General features: G+C 69.8%; 10 protein-coding genes. 6 read left to right on the top strand and 4 right to left on the bottom strand.

All coding sequences use genetic code 11. From position 1 onward, the window contains the following. Positions 1–261: 261 nt before the first annotated feature. Positions 262–1,920, bottom strand: a complete 1,659-nt coding sequence (locus tag ACYVLQ_RS14505) for a PucR family transcriptional regulator (protein WP_460697972.1) — start codon at positions 1,918–1,920, stop codon at positions 262–264. A gap of 88 nt (positions 1,921–2,008) precedes the next feature. Here ACYVLQ_RS14505 and pruA point away from each other — a divergent pair, with 88 nt between their 5' ends. The 3 genes from pruA (at position 2,009) to ACYVLQ_RS14490 (ending at position 6,004) form a co-directional block, all read left to right on the top strand. After that, a complete protein-coding gene (gene pruA, locus ACYVLQ_RS14500; protein ID WP_460697971.1) occupies positions 2,009–3,664 on the top strand; it encodes an L-glutamate gamma-semialdehyde dehydrogenase in 1,656 nt (551 codons plus the stop codon). 97 nt (positions 3,665–3,761) lie between these two features. Beyond that, the gene (locus ACYVLQ_RS14495) at positions 3,762–4,727 is read left to right on the top strand and encodes a proline dehydrogenase family protein (protein WP_460697970.1); all 966 of its coding nucleotides are present in this window, start codon (positions 3,762–3,764) and stop codon (positions 4,725–4,727) included. A 734-nt stretch (positions 4,728–5,461) separates the two neighbouring features. Beyond that, positions 5,462–6,004 carry a C40 family peptidase gene (locus ACYVLQ_RS14490; protein WP_460697969.1) on the top strand — a complete coding sequence of 181 codons (543 nt, stop codon included), beginning with the start codon at positions 5,462–5,464 and terminating at the stop codon, positions 6,002–6,004. A 242-nt stretch (positions 6,005–6,246) separates the two neighbouring features. Here ACYVLQ_RS14490 and ACYVLQ_RS14485 read toward each other — a convergent pair whose 3' ends face one another. Further along, positions 6,247–7,125: a UTP--glucose-1-phosphate uridylyltransferase gene (locus ACYVLQ_RS14485; protein ID WP_460697968.1), complete on the bottom strand. Its 879-nt coding sequence runs from the start codon at positions 7,123–7,125 to the stop codon at positions 6,247–6,249. A gap of 428 nt (positions 7,126–7,553) precedes the next feature. Between ACYVLQ_RS14485 and ACYVLQ_RS14480 the strand changes: the two genes are divergently transcribed. From ACYVLQ_RS14480 to ACYVLQ_RS14470, 3 genes are all read left to right on the top strand, one after another. Next, positions 7,554–8,933: a DNA polymerase IV gene (locus ACYVLQ_RS14480; protein WP_460698258.1), complete on the top strand. Its 1,380-nt coding sequence runs from the start codon at positions 7,554–7,556 to the stop codon at positions 8,931–8,933. Positions 8,934–9,032: 99 nt separating this feature from the next. Beyond that, the gene (locus ACYVLQ_RS14475; RefSeq protein WP_460697967.1) at positions 9,033–9,545 is read left to right on the top strand and encodes a hypothetical protein; all 513 of its coding nucleotides are present in this window, start codon (positions 9,033–9,035) and stop codon (positions 9,543–9,545) included. 152 nt (positions 9,546–9,697) lie between these two features. Then, the gene (locus ACYVLQ_RS14470; RefSeq protein ID WP_460698257.1) at positions 9,698–12,976 is read left to right on the top strand and encodes an arabinosyltransferase domain-containing protein; all 3,279 of its coding nucleotides are present in this window, start codon (positions 9,698–9,700) and stop codon (positions 12,974–12,976) included. Positions 12,977–12,986: 10 nt separating this feature from the next. Here ACYVLQ_RS14470 and ACYVLQ_RS14465 read toward each other — a convergent pair whose 3' ends face one another. Both ACYVLQ_RS14465 and ACYVLQ_RS14460 read right to left on the bottom strand, forming a co-directional pair. Beyond that, the gene (locus ACYVLQ_RS14465; RefSeq protein ID WP_460697966.1) at positions 12,987–13,445 is read right to left on the bottom strand and encodes a VOC family protein; all 459 of its coding nucleotides are present in this window, start codon (positions 13,443–13,445) and stop codon (positions 12,987–12,989) included. A gap of 149 nt (positions 13,446–13,594) precedes the next feature. Beyond that, positions 13,595–14,491, bottom strand: coding sequence for a hypothetical protein (locus ACYVLQ_RS14460; RefSeq protein WP_460698256.1), 897 nt, complete (start codon positions 14,489–14,491; stop codon positions 13,595–13,597). Positions 14,492–14,642 lie beyond the last annotated feature (151 nt).

Below are 14,642 nucleotides of genomic sequence, written 5' to 3'. Positions count from 1 at the left end.
CCAGCCCCCCGAGAGTGCACGCTCGGCCTGGCGTGTGGTCGTTGCGTCTGGTGTGTGCACGTTCGGCTTGGCGTGTGGTCGTTGCGTCTGGTGTGTGCACGTTCGGCTTGGCGTGTGGTCGTTGCGTCTGGTGTGCACGCTCGGCCCGGCGTGCGCGCTCCAACTCGGCGTGCGTCTCGCCCTGCATTATTTCCCGGCATGTTTTTGGCCGGGATCCTGGCGAGATTCCGGCCAAAGCATGCCGGAAATCGGTCGGGGCAGTCAATTCTCCTGGCGTTCAGGCACATTCACATTTCGGTGTACCGCGAGCTGGATCTCGAGGAGGAGGCGGTCGGGGGACGAGTCCAGGTCCAGGCCCATGAGTTGGGTGGCGCGGCGGACTCGGTAGCGGAGGGTGTTGGGGTGGATGCGGAGTTCGGTGGCGGCGGTGCGGACGTCGCCGCGGTGGGTCAGGTAGGCGTCGAGACTGGCGCGCAGGTCGGCGGAGTATTTGGTGTCGTAGTCGATCAGGGTGTCCAGGCGGGGGTCGCGGAGCTGTGGGTTGTCGCCGATCAGGGTGAGGATCTCGGCCAGCAGCACGGTCGTGCGGGAGTGGGCCAGCGTCGTGACCGGTTCGGCCGCGGGCAGATTCGCGGTGCGGTCGAGCACCCGGTCCACCTCGGCGCGGGCCCGCGCGACATCCCCGAGACCCGCGACGGGGGCGGCGATGGCCGCGCGCAGCGTCAGGCCCGAGCGGTCGTCGAGCTGTCCGATCACCTGCCGGGTCCACGACGTGACGCGGTCGACCGAACGATGCTCGGGGAACAGCACATACAGGCGATCGCCGATCCGGGTGGTCACACAGTCCTGCCGAAAGGCGCTGGCGTGCAGGCGGAGCGTGACCGTCCCGCGGTGCATCGCCTCCTCCGCCGACTCCCGCGGCGCGTGCCGCGCGAACCCGACCACGGCCGCCTGGCCGTCGGCCGCCATGCCGAACGTGTCGGCGAAGGCCGCGAGGTCGACGTCGCCCCCGTGCGCGCCGAACAACCGCTGCACCAGCAGCGCATCCGTCGTCGGCGCCTGGCGGGTGCGCCAGATCGCCCTCCCCGCAATGGATGCCGCGCCGCGCAGCACCTTGGCGCTGTCGCCGTGCAGTGGTTCGGTGGCCTCCTGCACCCAGATCGTGCCGAGCACCATGGGTGAGCGGCCGCCGTCACGCGCCGGTTCCCGGATCCCGATCGCGATGCGGCGCCGCGTCTCCCATTCCGGCTGGGCCGGAACCTCCACGGCATCACCGGTATTGCGCAATCGGTCGAATACCTTCTCCCGCTGCAACCAGTGCAGGTATCCGGCCGGGCCCTGCCGCCCGAGCACCGAGAGCCGTCGCACCGTATCGGCGGAGGTCGTGCTGTCGGCCGAATAGGCCAGCACCCGCGACTGGTCGTCCTCGATGACGACCAGCCCGCGGGTGGATTCGGCGACCGACTGCGCCAGCCCGAACAGATCGGTGTCCAGCGCGGGCGCGGAGGCCACGGCCGCCCGCCGCCCTGCGCCGTGCCCGGTGATCCGCTCGATCAGCGCGTGCACCATTTCCCACCGGGCGTGCGGATGCACCGCCACCAGCGCGATACCGGCGTCGTGGGCGACGGACCGCAGTTGCGTGGACGTGCTCTTGGAGAAGACTACCCGCGGGCGGTGCTCGGCGGGGCAGCGCTCGCCGAGGTCCCGGAGCCACCGGGTCGCGTCGTCGTCACCGACCCCGACCTGCAGGTACACCTCCGGCAGGGCGCGCCCCGGCGGCATGTCCACGGCCAGGTCGTCGACGTCCATGAACGCCACGGAATCGACCACCACGTCCTCGCCCGCGGGCGCGTCGACCAGCGTGACAACGGCGCTGGTCAGCGCTGATAGCAGCTCCGAGAGTGGTATGAAGCGGTTCACACTCTTCATTCAATCGGACGAAAACCGCCGCCGCAATTCGTCGGATAGGACAACTTCCACCATCGTCGGATGCGGTTTATTTCCTGCCATGGACGCGATTACCACGGTTCCCGCACCGTCCAACGAGCCCGTCAATTCCTACGCGCCCGGTACCCCGGAACGCGCCCGGCTGCGGGCGGCGCTGCGCGAGCTGGCCGGTACCCCCACCGAGGTCTGCCACGTGATCGACGGCGAACACCGCCCCGGCGCCGGAGCGCGGATCGATGTCGTACAGCCGCACAACCACGCCGCGGTGCTCGGCAGCTTCAGCGTCGCCGAGCCCGGCGACGTGCACGATGCGGTCGACACCGCCGTCCGGGCCGGATCCGACTGGCGCGCACTGCCTTTCGATGAGCGGGCCGCGGTATTCCTACGCGCGGCCGATCTGCTGGCGGGGCCGTGGCGCGAAACCATCGCCGCCGCGACGATGTTGGGGCAGTCGAAGTCGCCCTACCAGGCCGAGATCGACGCGCCCTGCGAACTCGTGGACTTCTGGCGGTTCAACGTGCGCTTCGCGCGGCAGTTGCTCGCCGGGCAGCCGATATCGGGGCCGGGTGTGTGGAATCGCAGCGACTACCGCCCGCTGGAGGGTTTCGTCTACGCGATCACACCGTTCAACTTCACCGCGATCGCCGGAAACCTGCCCACCGCACCGGCTTTGATGGGCAATACGGTGGTGTGGAAGCCGTCGCCGACCCAGGCCGTGGCCGCGTATCACACGATGCGCGTGCTGGAGGCCGCCGGTCTGCCGCCGGGCGTCATCAACCTCGTGCACGGGCACGGACCGGAGGTCTCGGAGGTGGCGCTGCGCGATCCGCGGCTGGCCGGAATCCATTTCACCGGATCCACCCGCACCTTCCAGCACCTGTGGCGCGAGGTCGGCGGCCATATCGACCGCTACCGCACCTATCCGCGGCTGGTCGGGGAGACCGGCGGCAAGGACTTCATCCTGGCGCACCCGTCGGCCGATCCGGAGGTGCTGGCCACGGCGATGATCCGGGGCGCCTACGAATACCAGGGCCAGAAATGCTCGGCGGCCTCGCGCGCCTTCGTCCCGCGATCGGTGTGGAACCGGATCGGCGACGAGTTGATCGACCGCGTCGGCGCGCTGGCCTACGGCGATGTCACAGATTTCGCGAATTTCGGTGGGGCCGTGATCGATCGGCGTGCCTTCGACCGCAATGTCGCCGCGATCGAGCGCGCCAAGGCGACGCCCGGCCTCACCGTGGCCGCGGGCGGCAGCTACGACGACAGCGTCGGCTACTTCGTCGCCCCGACGCTGCTGCTCGGCGACGATCCCGCCGACGAGGCCTTCCGCACGGAGTACTTCGGCCCGATCCTGTCCGTGCACGTCTACGACGATTCGCGTGCCCACGCCTTCGACGAGGCGCTGCGGCTGGTCGATTCCGGCGCCGCCTACGGGCTCACCGGCGCGGTCATGGCCCGCGACCGCGCCGCCATCGACAAGGCCAGCGACGCACTGCGGTTCGCGGCAGGGAACTTCTACGTCAATGACAAGCCGACCGGCGCGGTGGTGGGTCAGCAGCCGTTCGGCGGCTCTCGCGCCTCCGGCACCAACGACAAGGCGGGCTCCCCGCTCAACCTGCTGCGCTGGACTTCGCCCCGTTCGATCAAGGAAACGTTCGTCGCGCCGACGAGCCACGAATATCCGCACCAGGCCCCGGATCCGGGGGAGAAGGGATGACGCGCCGATCCGCGCCCCTCCGTGCTGGCGGGGCCGCCTCACCCGTCGTCCCGGCGTATCACCGACAACCGAAGCCACGAGCAGGAGGCAGGGCATCATGAGCGCTCCCGTTCTCGCCAATCCGTTGCGCCCCGCATTGCTGGCCGCCGCGCGTTCGGCGCGTGCCGAGCGCGGGATCACCCGGATGCCGGTGACCAGACGCCTCGTCGATCGGTTCGTTGCCGGTGACAGTCGCGACGCGGCGTTGTCCTCGGTGCGGGATCTGGTGCGGCGCAACCGCTTCGTCACCATCGACTATCTCGGCGAGGACACCACCGACCCGGCGCGAGCGCGGCGGGTGGTGGAGGAGTATGTGGCCGTGATTGCCGAACTCGCCGGCCTTCCGGCTGAATCCGGGGAGAGCTGGGCACGCCCGCTGGAAGTCTCGGTGAAGCTGTCCGCGCTGGGGCAGTCCCTGGGTTCGGCTCTCGCCCTGGACAATGCCCGGGCCATCGTGGAAGCGGCCGCGGCAGCGGGCATCTGGGTGACCTTCGACGCCGAGGACCACACCACCACCGATGCCGCGCTGGCCACCGTCCGCGAGCTGCGCCGCGACCACCCCGACACCGTCGGGACCGTGCTGCAGGCCTACCTGCGGCGCACCGAGGACGACTGCCTCGCCTTCGCTGACGAGGGCGCGCGCATCCGATTGTGCAAGGGCGCCTACAGCGAGCCCGGCTCGGTGGCCTTTCGGCGCAAGCGCGACGTCGACGCCTCGTACCTGCGCTGTCTGCGAATCCTCATGGCGGGCAAGGGATATCCGATGGTCGCCACGCACGACCCGGCGATGATCGAGGCGGCGGCGCTGCTGGCCACCGCGGCCGGGCGTGGCCGCGACGACGTGGAATACCAGATGCTCTACGGCATCCGGCCCGCCGAGCAGGAACGACTGGTGTCGCTGGGCCAGCACCTGCGGGTGTACGTCCCGTTCGGCGACCAGTGGTACGGCTACTTCGTGCGACGGCTGGCCGAACGCCCGGCGAACCTGATGTTCTTCCTGCGCTCGGCGGCAACCACGACATGACCCGCCCCGCGATCTTCTCCCGGACTCCGATGCCGGGGGAAGTGAAGCCGCTGCTCGGCGGTGACGGCACACCCACAGTGACGCCCGCTGGCCGTCCCCGCCGAGCACGGTGAACATTGCGCGACAACCCGCGCTTCGGGTCCACCGCAAACCCCTGGCCCTCGCCGCCGGGTGTCACCCGGGACACGCCAGTCCCGGGTAGGTTTCGCCCGTCGTTGTGGTCACTGGTTCGGATCGGCCTGAGCCGACCGTGTTCACGTCGTTCCGGCGTGGTTTGGCCGGAATCCACCGTGAGATCCCGGCCAAAAGCATGCCGGGATGACAAGGGGCAGCGGCTGGGTGACAAGGATGCCGGGCTGGCGGAGGGGGTGCGGCTGGGCGACAAGGATGCCGGGATGGCGAGGGGTAGCTGCTGATGACAAGCATGCGGGATGGTGCGGGGTAGCGGCTGGACGACCGATGCAGCGCTCTGACCTGGTACGGGGGCGCGGGGTGAAAATTGGATCTTGTGGGGCGCATGTGATTTGCGGTACAACAGCTATGTCACAGCAACTGTGAATGTCTAGTTGAGCTTGTGTGTTCCGTCCGTTCGACCAGCTGAGAAACCGCACTGCCAGGCAAGCGTCCGGATGAGATGCCCGTGGGGAAGCGGTCATCCCGCGAATTTCGTGTGTGCTGAGTTGTCGCCGGACGCTCGCCGTCGGGGTGGTGTGCGCCGAACCGAAGGGCAAGACATGGCGACAACTGCATCGCGCAACAGAATCACCAGACTCCTATTCGCGGCGTTGACCGGCCTGCTGGCCGTATCGGCCCTGGCCGGTACGGCGGTCGCCGCGACCGGTTCCGGGGGCACCGGCAGCAGCTCGGGGTCGGGTTCCGGGTCCGGCTCCGGCAGTGCCAGCGGCTCCGCCAATCTGCCGATCCCGAGCCCGCGGGCGCAGATCGCGCTGGGCCTGGCGCAGACACAGGCCGGGAAGCCCTATGTCTGGGGCGCCACCGGCCCCGACACCTACGACTGCTCCGGCCTGGCGCTCTGGGCGTTCCGGCAGGTGGGCATCATGCTGCCGCGCACCACCTGGCAGCAGGCCGAGGCGGGCAGCGCGGTACCGCTGGGCGCCCTCCAGCCCGGCGACATCGTGGTGGTGAACAACGACGGTTCGCACGAGGGCATCTACGCCGGGGGCGGGCAGCTGCTCAACGCCCACTCGCCGGGCGTCGGGGTGGTGATGACGCCGCTCAGCGAGTTCGAAATCTATGCCATTCGGCGGTTCTACTGACGAGGCGGGCGGTCGGTGCTCAGACGCCGACCGCCTCCTCCTCGGCGGCACGATCCCGCTCGGCGGCCGGTCCGGCCGACAACTCGGGTGTGGGACCGGCGCTCGTATGTGCCCGCGATGAGCACCAGGCCCGCCGCGAACCACAGCGCGAGGCTCGAGATCCTGCCGCCGAAGCCGGCACTACCAGCTCGCTGCCACCCACATCTCCGGCACGCCGGAAATACGGGAGTACCGAGCGTTGGTTATTCCTTGACCAGCGCGCGCAGCAGCGGCCCGTACTCGGGATGCGCGAGGGCAGAGGCGAATTGGGCGACCAGGTAGTCGCCGGGATTGCCGGTGTCGTACCAGTTGCCGCGAATCACCTGGCCGTACACCGCATTCGAGGCGGCGAAGGCGTTGATGGCGTCGGTCAGGTACACCTCGCCGGTGCGGTGGGTGTACCAGTCGGCCACCTGCTTGCGCAGCTCCTCGATGATGCCCGGGGTGACGACGTAGCCGCCGATCGCGGCGAAGGCCGAGGGCGCGTCCTCGGGCTTGGGCTTCTCGACCAGCCCGGTGATGCGCATCAGCCCGTGATCGAAGGTCTCCTCGACGACCGGCACGCCGTAGCGCTTCGACTCGGCCGGATCCATGGGGAGCAGGGCCAGCACCGGCGAGTTGGTCTTGTTGTAGGCGTCGATGAGCTGCTGGGCGCGCGGCACCTCGGCGACGAACACGTCGTCGGGCCACAGCACCAGCATCGGCTCGTCGCCCAGGGCGCGCGCCGCGTTGAGCACCGGCGTGCCGTTGCCGTACGGGCCGTGCTGGTCCAGGTAGGTGATGTGGCCGAGGCGGCCGAGCTCGCCGACCTCCTCCACCGCGTCGGCGTAGGCGGTCTTGCCGTCGGACCGCAGCTGGGCCACCAGCGCCGGATTCGGGCGGAAATGGTCCTGGATCAACGACTTTCCGGCGCTCACCACGATCGTGATGTCGGTGATCCCCGAGGCGACCAGCTCGCGGACCGTATGCTCGATCACCGGCTTGTCTCCGACCGGCAGCATCTCCTTGGGGATGGCCTTGGTCAGCGGGAGCAGGCGGGAGCCGATACCGGCGGCGGGAATCACGGCCTTGCGGATGGTCATGGTCCGATCATCACATACTCGTGTCGCGGATCATGTCGGTAGCCGCGCGTAGATTCCCTGTCATGTGCACCGCGTCCGACCCGGCTACGACAGAGCTCGTGCCTGGTCAGCGCGCATCGGCCGGGGTTGCGCCGGGTGCCGCTGCCCTCACTGAGGGTGGCCGCGATTCGCAGATACCCGGCAGCAATCTCCCAGCCTCGGGGGCGAGCCCGGGAGCGGGGCGGGGGGATCCCGGCCAAAAGCATGCCGGGAATGCGAGGGCGCCGGAGTGGGAGCGTGCCGGGGGTGTGGAGGTGGCGGGGCGGGAGCGTGCCGGGGGTTCGGAGTTGGCGGAGGGGGAGCGTGCTGGGGGTGTGGAGGTGGCGGGGCGGGAGTGTGCCGGGAGTACGGATCAGGTGCGGGCGCGGCGGTGGGTGCTGCATATCGATATGGATGCGTTTTTCGCGTCGGTGGAGCAGTTGACTCGGCCGACCTTGCGGGGGCGGCCGGTGTTGGTCGGGGGGACCGGGGCGCGGGGGGTGGTGGCCGGGGCCAGTTACGAGTCTCGGGTGTTCGGGGCGCGGTCGGCGATGCCGATGCATCAGGCGCGCAGGCTGGTCGGGGTGACGGCGGTGGTGGTGCCGCCGCGCGGGGTGGTGTACGGCGAGGTGAGCGGGCAGGTGTTCGAGGCCCTGCGCTCGCGCATCCCGGTCCTGGAGACGCTGTCGTTCGACGAGGCCTTCGGCGAGCCGGCCGACCTGGCGGGCGCCACGGTCGGCGAGGTGCTGGCGTTCTGTGAGGAACTGCGGGCCCTGATCCGCGAGCGCACCGGCCTGGTCGCCTCGGTCGGCGCGGGCACCGGCAAGCAGCTGGCCAAGATCGCCTCCGGGCTGGCCAAACCCGATGGGGTGCGGGTGGTTTCGCCCGCCGAACAGCAGCGGATGCTGGCCGCGCTCCCGGTGCGCGCGCTGTGGGGGATCGGGCCGGTGGCCGAGGGGCGGCTGCGCTCGGTCGGCATCGAGACCGTGGGCGCGTTCGCCGCCCTGCCGGAGCAGGAGGCGGTATCGCTACTGGGCGGCAGCGTGGGCGCGGCCCTGCATCGGCTGGCTCGCGGCATCGACGACCGCCCGGTCGCCGAGCGCGCCGAGGCCAAGCAGATCAGCGCCGAAACCACCTACGAGAGCGATATCGTCACCCTCGCCCAGCTGCGCCCTGCCATCGAGGAGATGGCCGCGTCCGCGCATCGCCGCCTGATCGCCGACGGCCGGGCCGCCCGCACGGTGGTGCTGAAGCTGAAGCGCACCGATATGAGCATCGTGACCCGCTCGTTCACCCTGCCCTATGCGACGGAGGAACTGGCCACGCTGACTGCCGCCGCACTGCGCTCGGCCATCGACCCGGGCGAACTCGGGGCGATCCGGTTGGTGGGCGTGGGTTTCGGCGGATTGTCGACGGTGCGGCAGGAGTCGCTGTTCCCCGAACTGGATCAGGCGCTGGCCGCGACGGGCCGTCCTCGCGACGTCGGTCCGGCAAGCGCCCTCGACGAATTCGTCGCGCCGGAGCCGACTCTCGCTCCGGCGGAGGTGGCCGAGCCGTCGGGACCCGCAGCCGCGGTGCCGCCCGCCACGCGGTCGTACACCACCGAATTCTGGTATCCGGGGCGCGATGTCGCGCATCGGGAGCACGGGCACGGCTGGGTGCAGGGCTCCGGACACGGCCGTGTCACGGTGCGTTTCGAGACCCGCTCGACAGGGCCCGGCCCGGCGTATACCTTTGCCGCCGATGATGCCGACCTCGCTCCGGCGGACCCGCTCCTTAGTCTTCGTTGAATTTTGGCGGGTAGCGTAAGGCCACTCGTGCAGCGCTGCCGGTCGGGTGGAGGCTGTCACGTGCACCGATCAGACCAACTCGAACGCAAAGGACGAGCATTGAAGCTTCAGAGGACAGGACGCATCGCGGTCGCCACCCTGGCGGTCGTGGCCGCGCTCGGCATGTCGGCCTGTGGCAGCGGTGACAAGGACGGGGACTCGAAGCCGAAGACCACGACCAAGGCCGCCGCCGCCTCGGCGGAGAACGTGCCGCCCGTGCCGACCGTCGCCGATCTGAACACCGAGCTGTCGCAGGCGCTGGATCCGAACGTGCCCGCGGATCAGAAGGTGCAGTACCTCGAGAACGGTCAGCAGGCCCTGCAGCAGGACCCTGACATGATCAAGAAGCTGACCGACGCGTACCAGCAGAACAACGCCAAGATCGAGGTGACGAACGTCACGTACCTGGGCGGCGACACCTTGACCGCGACGGCCAACTTCTCCGTCAACGGCGGCGCGCCGTCGGAGGCCAGCGTGCCGTTCGTGGCGCAGGACGGCAAGTGGGTCCTGCAGAAGAGCTGGGCGTGCGCCGGTATTCAGAACCTGGGCCAGAGCTCGCCCGCCTGCTCGTAGTTTCGTGTTGTGCGGGGCCGGAGTCCATCGGACATCGGCCCCGTTCGCATGTCTGCGAACCGACGGGAAGTTAAGTGCAGGCTGAGAATCCTTCGGACGATTTATCCGGTCACGATTGCGTCACGCTACGATCGGCCCCCGTGACGGACACGATGGTCAGGGCGGACGAGGCGCCCGCAGCAGGCGAGGAACCGGGGGTTACCCGGCCTGGACGCGGGCGGTGGGCCAAGCCGGTGGCCATCGTCGCCGGATTACTCGCGACGCTGATGGCCCTCGCGGTACCGCTGCTGCCGGTGCGGGTCGACAAGACGACTCTCTCGTGGCCGCAACACGATTCGACGCGCAGCATCACCGCGCCGCTGGTGTCCTACGCGCCCCTGACCTTCGACGCCACCATCCCCGGGCGGGCGCTGGAACAACTGGGCGAGCGCGGCGGCCTGGCCGCGGCGACCATGCCCGCCGATGCTCCCAACCTCGAGAAGTACGGATTCGTCGCGCGGGTGCGCCCGGCGCAGGGCGACAAGCCCGCCCGGCTCGAGGTGGTGCTGCGCAGCCAGTCGATGTTCAGCGTGCCGGTCGACGGCCTCGCCGACGCCACCCTCACCGTGCATTCCGATATGTCGTCGACGCAGGCGGAGCTGACCGGTACGGGAGCGAAACCGGTGACGCTGTGGGGCGATTTCCGGCCGCAGTTGGTCGGCGTGTTCAGCGACCTGCCCAAGGCGGGCGGGACGTCGGTCTCCGCGGAGGTGGACAGCCGATTCTCGGTGGAACCGACGCTGTTGAAGCGGGCGGCCACGGTGCTGGCGGTGGTGTTCACCCTGATCGCGCTGGCGGCGCTGTTCCGGCTGGACCGCTTCGACGGCCGCCGGGTGCGGCGCCTGCTGCCGCAGCGCTGGTGGGTCTTCACCAAGGTCGACGCCCTCGTGCTCGGCACGCTCGCGGTGTGGCATTTCATCGGCTCCACCACCTCCGACGACGGCTATCAGTTCGGCATGGCCCGCACCTCGCTGGCGTCGGGGTATATGGCCAACTACTTCCGATTCTTCGGCGTGCCCGAAAACCCGGTCGGCACACCGCCTTACGACATCATCGCGCACATGACCGAGATCAGTACGGCCAGTCCGTGGATCCGGTTGCCCACGCTGCTGGCGGGTGTGATCACCTGGCTGGCGCTGAGCCGGGAGGTGATCCCGCGGCTCGGCGTGGCGGTGCGCCACGACAAGGTGGCGATATGGACCGGCGCGCTGGGATTCCTGGCCGTCTGGCTGCCCTATAACAACGGACTGCGCCCGGAACCGGTGATCGCCGTCTGCGTGCTGCTCAGCTGGTGTTTCGTGGAGCGGGCCATCGCGACCCGGCGGCTGCTGCCGTACGCGATCGCGATTCTGATCGCCGCGTTCAGTCTCACCGCCGCGCCTTCCGGGATCATCTGCGTGGCGCCGCTGCTGGCGGGCGCGCGATCGGTGGTGCGGTTCGCCATCCCGCGGGCGCGCGAGTTGGCCACGAATTACGGTGCCGGGCGGGCGAATTCGGGCGAACAGGTCTCGGAGTGGTCCCGGGTCAAGGCCTACGCCACCCTGCTGGCCCCGCTCGCCGCGGCCGGGACGGTGGTGCTGGTCTTCGCATTCGGCGTGCAGCCGCTGTCGGCGCTGTCGGAGATGAAGCGCGTGCACAACGCTGTCGGCCCCTCGGTGCCGTGGTTCGACGACTATCTGACCTATCAGTGGCTGTTCATGCCCAGCGCCGACGGTTCGATCGGCCGCCGGTTCGGGATCGTCGCGATGTGGCTCGGGCTGCTGGCCTGCGCGTTCCAGGCGCTGCGCAAGGGTGGCCGGATCCCGCTGGTCGCCGCCGGCCCCGCGAAGCGGCTGCTGTGCATCACCTTCGGGGCGATGCTGCTGATGGCGACCGTCCCGACGAAGTTCACCCACCACAACGGCGTCTACGCCGGGCTCGCCGGTGCGGTCGCGGTGGTGACCGCGGTCGCGGTGGGGCCGCGGGTGATGCGCTCGCCGCGCAACCGCGCGCTGTTCGCGGCCATCGTGGCGATCGCGCTGGCGCAGATCTTCACCAGCGTCAACGAGTGGTGGTACGTGTCCAGTTACGGGGTGCCGTGGTGGGACAGGGCGCCGTCGATCGGTGGCATCGGGCTGAGCAAGATCTTCCTGATCATCGCCGGACTGTGCCTGGTGCTGGCCGCGTGGTGGCACTTGCGCGCGCCGGAACCCGGTACGCCGCACCGGATTTCGCCGCGTGCGTGGCGGCTGGCCAAGATCCCGCCGCTGACCGTGGCGGCGGCGCTGATCGTCGTGTTCATGGTGGTCTCGTTCGCCCAGGCCGCGGTCGCGCAGTATCCGGCGTTCTCGCTGGCGCGCTCGAATGTCAACGCGGTCATGGGACATCCGTGCGGCCTGGCCAACGACGTGCTGGTGGAATCGGATCCCAACGCCTCGATGCTGCCGCCGCTGTCCGGTGATCCGTTCTCCACCTTCGCGGGCAGCAACCAGGGTTTCGTGCCCAACGGCGTCGGCGACCTCACCCCCGACGACGAGCCGGAGAACAGCAGCAGCAGTATCTCCAACGCCTTCAACGACAAGTCCGGGGGCACCACCGGCACCCAGACCGGCGGTGCGCCACTGCCGTTCGGGCTCGACACCGCCAGTACGCCCGAACTCGGCACGGCGGGCCAGCAGGCCGCGTCCGAGCTGACCACCGGCTGGTACCGGCTGCCCGATCCCGGCGATCGCAGCGGCATCATCGCGCTCACCGCGGCCGGGCGCTTCCGCGCGATCCACAAGGACGGCTCGGTATTTCCCGGGCAGCCGATCGAGATCGAATACGGCACAACGGATTCGGCGACCGACGCGCGACCGGAGGGGCGGGTGACGCCGATCGATATCGGGCCCGCGCCGTCGTGGCGGAACCTGCGGGTGCCGCTGGACCAGATTCCGGCCCAGGCCAACGTGATTCGCATCGTGGCCAGCGACAAGACGCTGGACCCGAAGCAGTGGATGGCGCTGACGCCGCCCCGCATCCCGCACACGCAGACGCTCAACGATCTGATCGGGTCGAAGGACCCGGTGCTGCTGGATTGGGCGGTGGGACTGCAGTTCCCGTGCCAGCGGCCGTTCGACCACAAGGACGGCATCGCGCAGATTCCGGGCTGGCGCATCCTGCCCGACCGCGCAGCCGCCCACGACACCAACCTGTGGCAGAGCCATGACGGCGGCGGCCCGCTGGGCTGGAGCAAGGAACTGCTCCGCACCCAGACCCTGGCCACCTATCTGCGCGACGACTGGCGCCAGGACTGGGGCGAGCTGCAGCGGCTGATCCCGCTCGACTCCGCGGCCGGGCTCGCGGTTCCGGAGGTCACCCAGGAGACGCACGGCGGCTTGTTCAGCCCGGGGCCGATCAATACCGCCTGGTGACCCGCGCCGGTCAGCCCAGTTCGGACAGGCGGCGGTCCATCTCCTGCGGCGAGACGTCCTCGATGTGGCTGGCCACGGTCCACCGATGGCCCCACGGGTCCTCGAAGCTGCCGGTGCGGTCGCCGTAGAACTCGTCGGTCAACGGCATCAGTTCGCGCGCGCCCGCGCCGAGGGCGGCGGCGAAGGTGGTGTCCACGTCCTCGACGTAGACGTGCAGGTTTACCGGGGTGCCGCCGATCGCCTTCGGATCCAGGAAGTCCAGCTGCGGCACGGCGTCGCCGAGCATCACCATCGAATCGCCGAACATCATCTCGCAGTGCGCGACCCGGCCGTCGGGGCCGGGCATGCGCATCCGCTCGGTGGCGCCGAACACGCGTTTGTAGAACTCGATCGCGGCGGCGGCGCCGTCGACGGCCAGGCCCGGGCAGACCACCGGGTAACCCTCGGGGATGGGTGCGATATCGGACATCGGAATCCTCCGATCAGGGATCGAGAGCGGACCCCTCGAACCCTAGGCGGCGGGCCCGCGAACAGGGCCGGAATCCGGAGTTGATCATGGGTGCTCAGGGCCGAGGACACCCTGCGGGCGCGACACCCGCCAGCAGTGCGCCGTTCGCCTCACTCGCCCCATCGCACCTGGGTGCTGATGTTCTGCCGCAGCAGCACGGCGCTGCGCGGATCCCGGTAGGACTGCTTGCCGCCGACGGTCACCGAGCCCGAGACCGGCAGCGGCAGTCCCAGATCGACGGTGACGGTGCCGGTGCCGTGCATCACGTAGTCGACGATATCGAGCGAGCCCGCGTTGTTGGGCAGCTGCCAGACATGGGATTTCGGGGTCTGGGTGACGTCCAGTTCGATGGTGAGCAGGTTGCCGTCGCGCTTGGTCAGCGTGGCGGTGGTGGTCTGATCCAGCGGCACCCCGCCGGACACCTGCTGGCGCACCGTCCACACCGCGCCCTCGCCGACGGGTTCGACCGGGAACGCCACCGACTGGTACACGGCCTGATAGAAGGCCTGCTCCAGCGCCGCGCGCGCCGCGTCGGGGGTGGCTGGCTTGGGCGCCATCCGCAGTGCGGTGATCACGCCCATCTCGCTCATCTCGAAGCCCGCGTGCGAGCCGTCGGCCGTCAGCAACTGCTGGGCGAGCGCCGGATCGGTGGAGCTGGCCGAGCCCAGGGTGAGGTCGACGCCGTCGTGGCCGGTGCGCGCGGTCAGCGGGATCGTGACCGCCGGGGGGGAGAAATCGCGCGCCGCCTGGTCATCGATCTGCTGTTCGATGTGGTGGTCGGTGCGCAGTGTGACCTGCTGGGCGGTGTCGGTCTCGAAACCGGGCCGCAGGATCGAGCGCGGTTCGTCGCCGGGGTGGGCCACCGAGGTCACCGTCGCCGCGATGGGCACCGTGACCTCCTTGCCCAATCCGGACGGCTCCACCTCGGCGTCGCCGCCGGAGTCCGAGGCGTCGCCGCAGCCGACGCCCAGCGCCGACAACGCGACCGCGAGAACCACCAGCAACACACCCGAGCGGGCGGAACGGGCAGCCGATGCGGATCGCGCCTCGGATGCGGCGCGAGATGGAGAAGACAACACCGTCACGTCGAACAGAGTACGGCCGGATCCTGAAAATCAGCTGGGACGCGACCGGGCCGCACGGCGCCGGGGGCCGGTG

The sequence above is a fragment of the Nocardia thraciensis genome, assembly GCF_054782435.1.
The sequence above is the reverse complement of the archived record's forward strand: the minus strand, read 5'-3'. Positions and strand labels throughout refer to the sequence as shown.

What these genes read in the sequence shown, in the direction of transcription:
- pruA (WP_460697971.1), top strand. Translation starts at nt 2,009, where the DNA reads ATGGACGCGATTACCACGGTTCCCGCACCGTCCAACGAGCCCGTCAAT.
- ACYVLQ_RS14495 (WP_460697970.1), top strand. Translation starts at nt 3,762, where the DNA reads ATGAGCGCTCCCGTTCTCGCCAATCCGTTGCGCCCCGCATTGCTGGCC.
- ACYVLQ_RS14490 (WP_460697969.1), top strand. Translation starts at nt 5,462, where the DNA reads ATGGCGACAACTGCATCGCGCAACAGAATCACCAGACTCCTATTCGCG.
- ACYVLQ_RS14485 (WP_460697968.1), bottom strand. Translation starts at nt 7,125, where the DNA reads ATGACCATCCGCAAGGCCGTGATTCCCGCCGCCGGTATCGGCTCCCGC.
- ACYVLQ_RS14480 (WP_460698258.1), top strand. Translation starts at nt 7,554, where the DNA reads ATGGATGCGTTTTTCGCGTCGGTGGAGCAGTTGACTCGGCCGACCTTG.
- ACYVLQ_RS14470 (WP_460698257.1), top strand. Translation starts at nt 9,698, where the DNA reads ATGGTCAGGGCGGACGAGGCGCCCGCAGCAGGCGAGGAACCGGGGGTT.
- ACYVLQ_RS14465 (WP_460697966.1), bottom strand. Translation starts at nt 13,445, where the DNA reads ATGTCCGATATCGCACCCATCCCCGAGGGTTACCCGGTGGTCTGCCCG.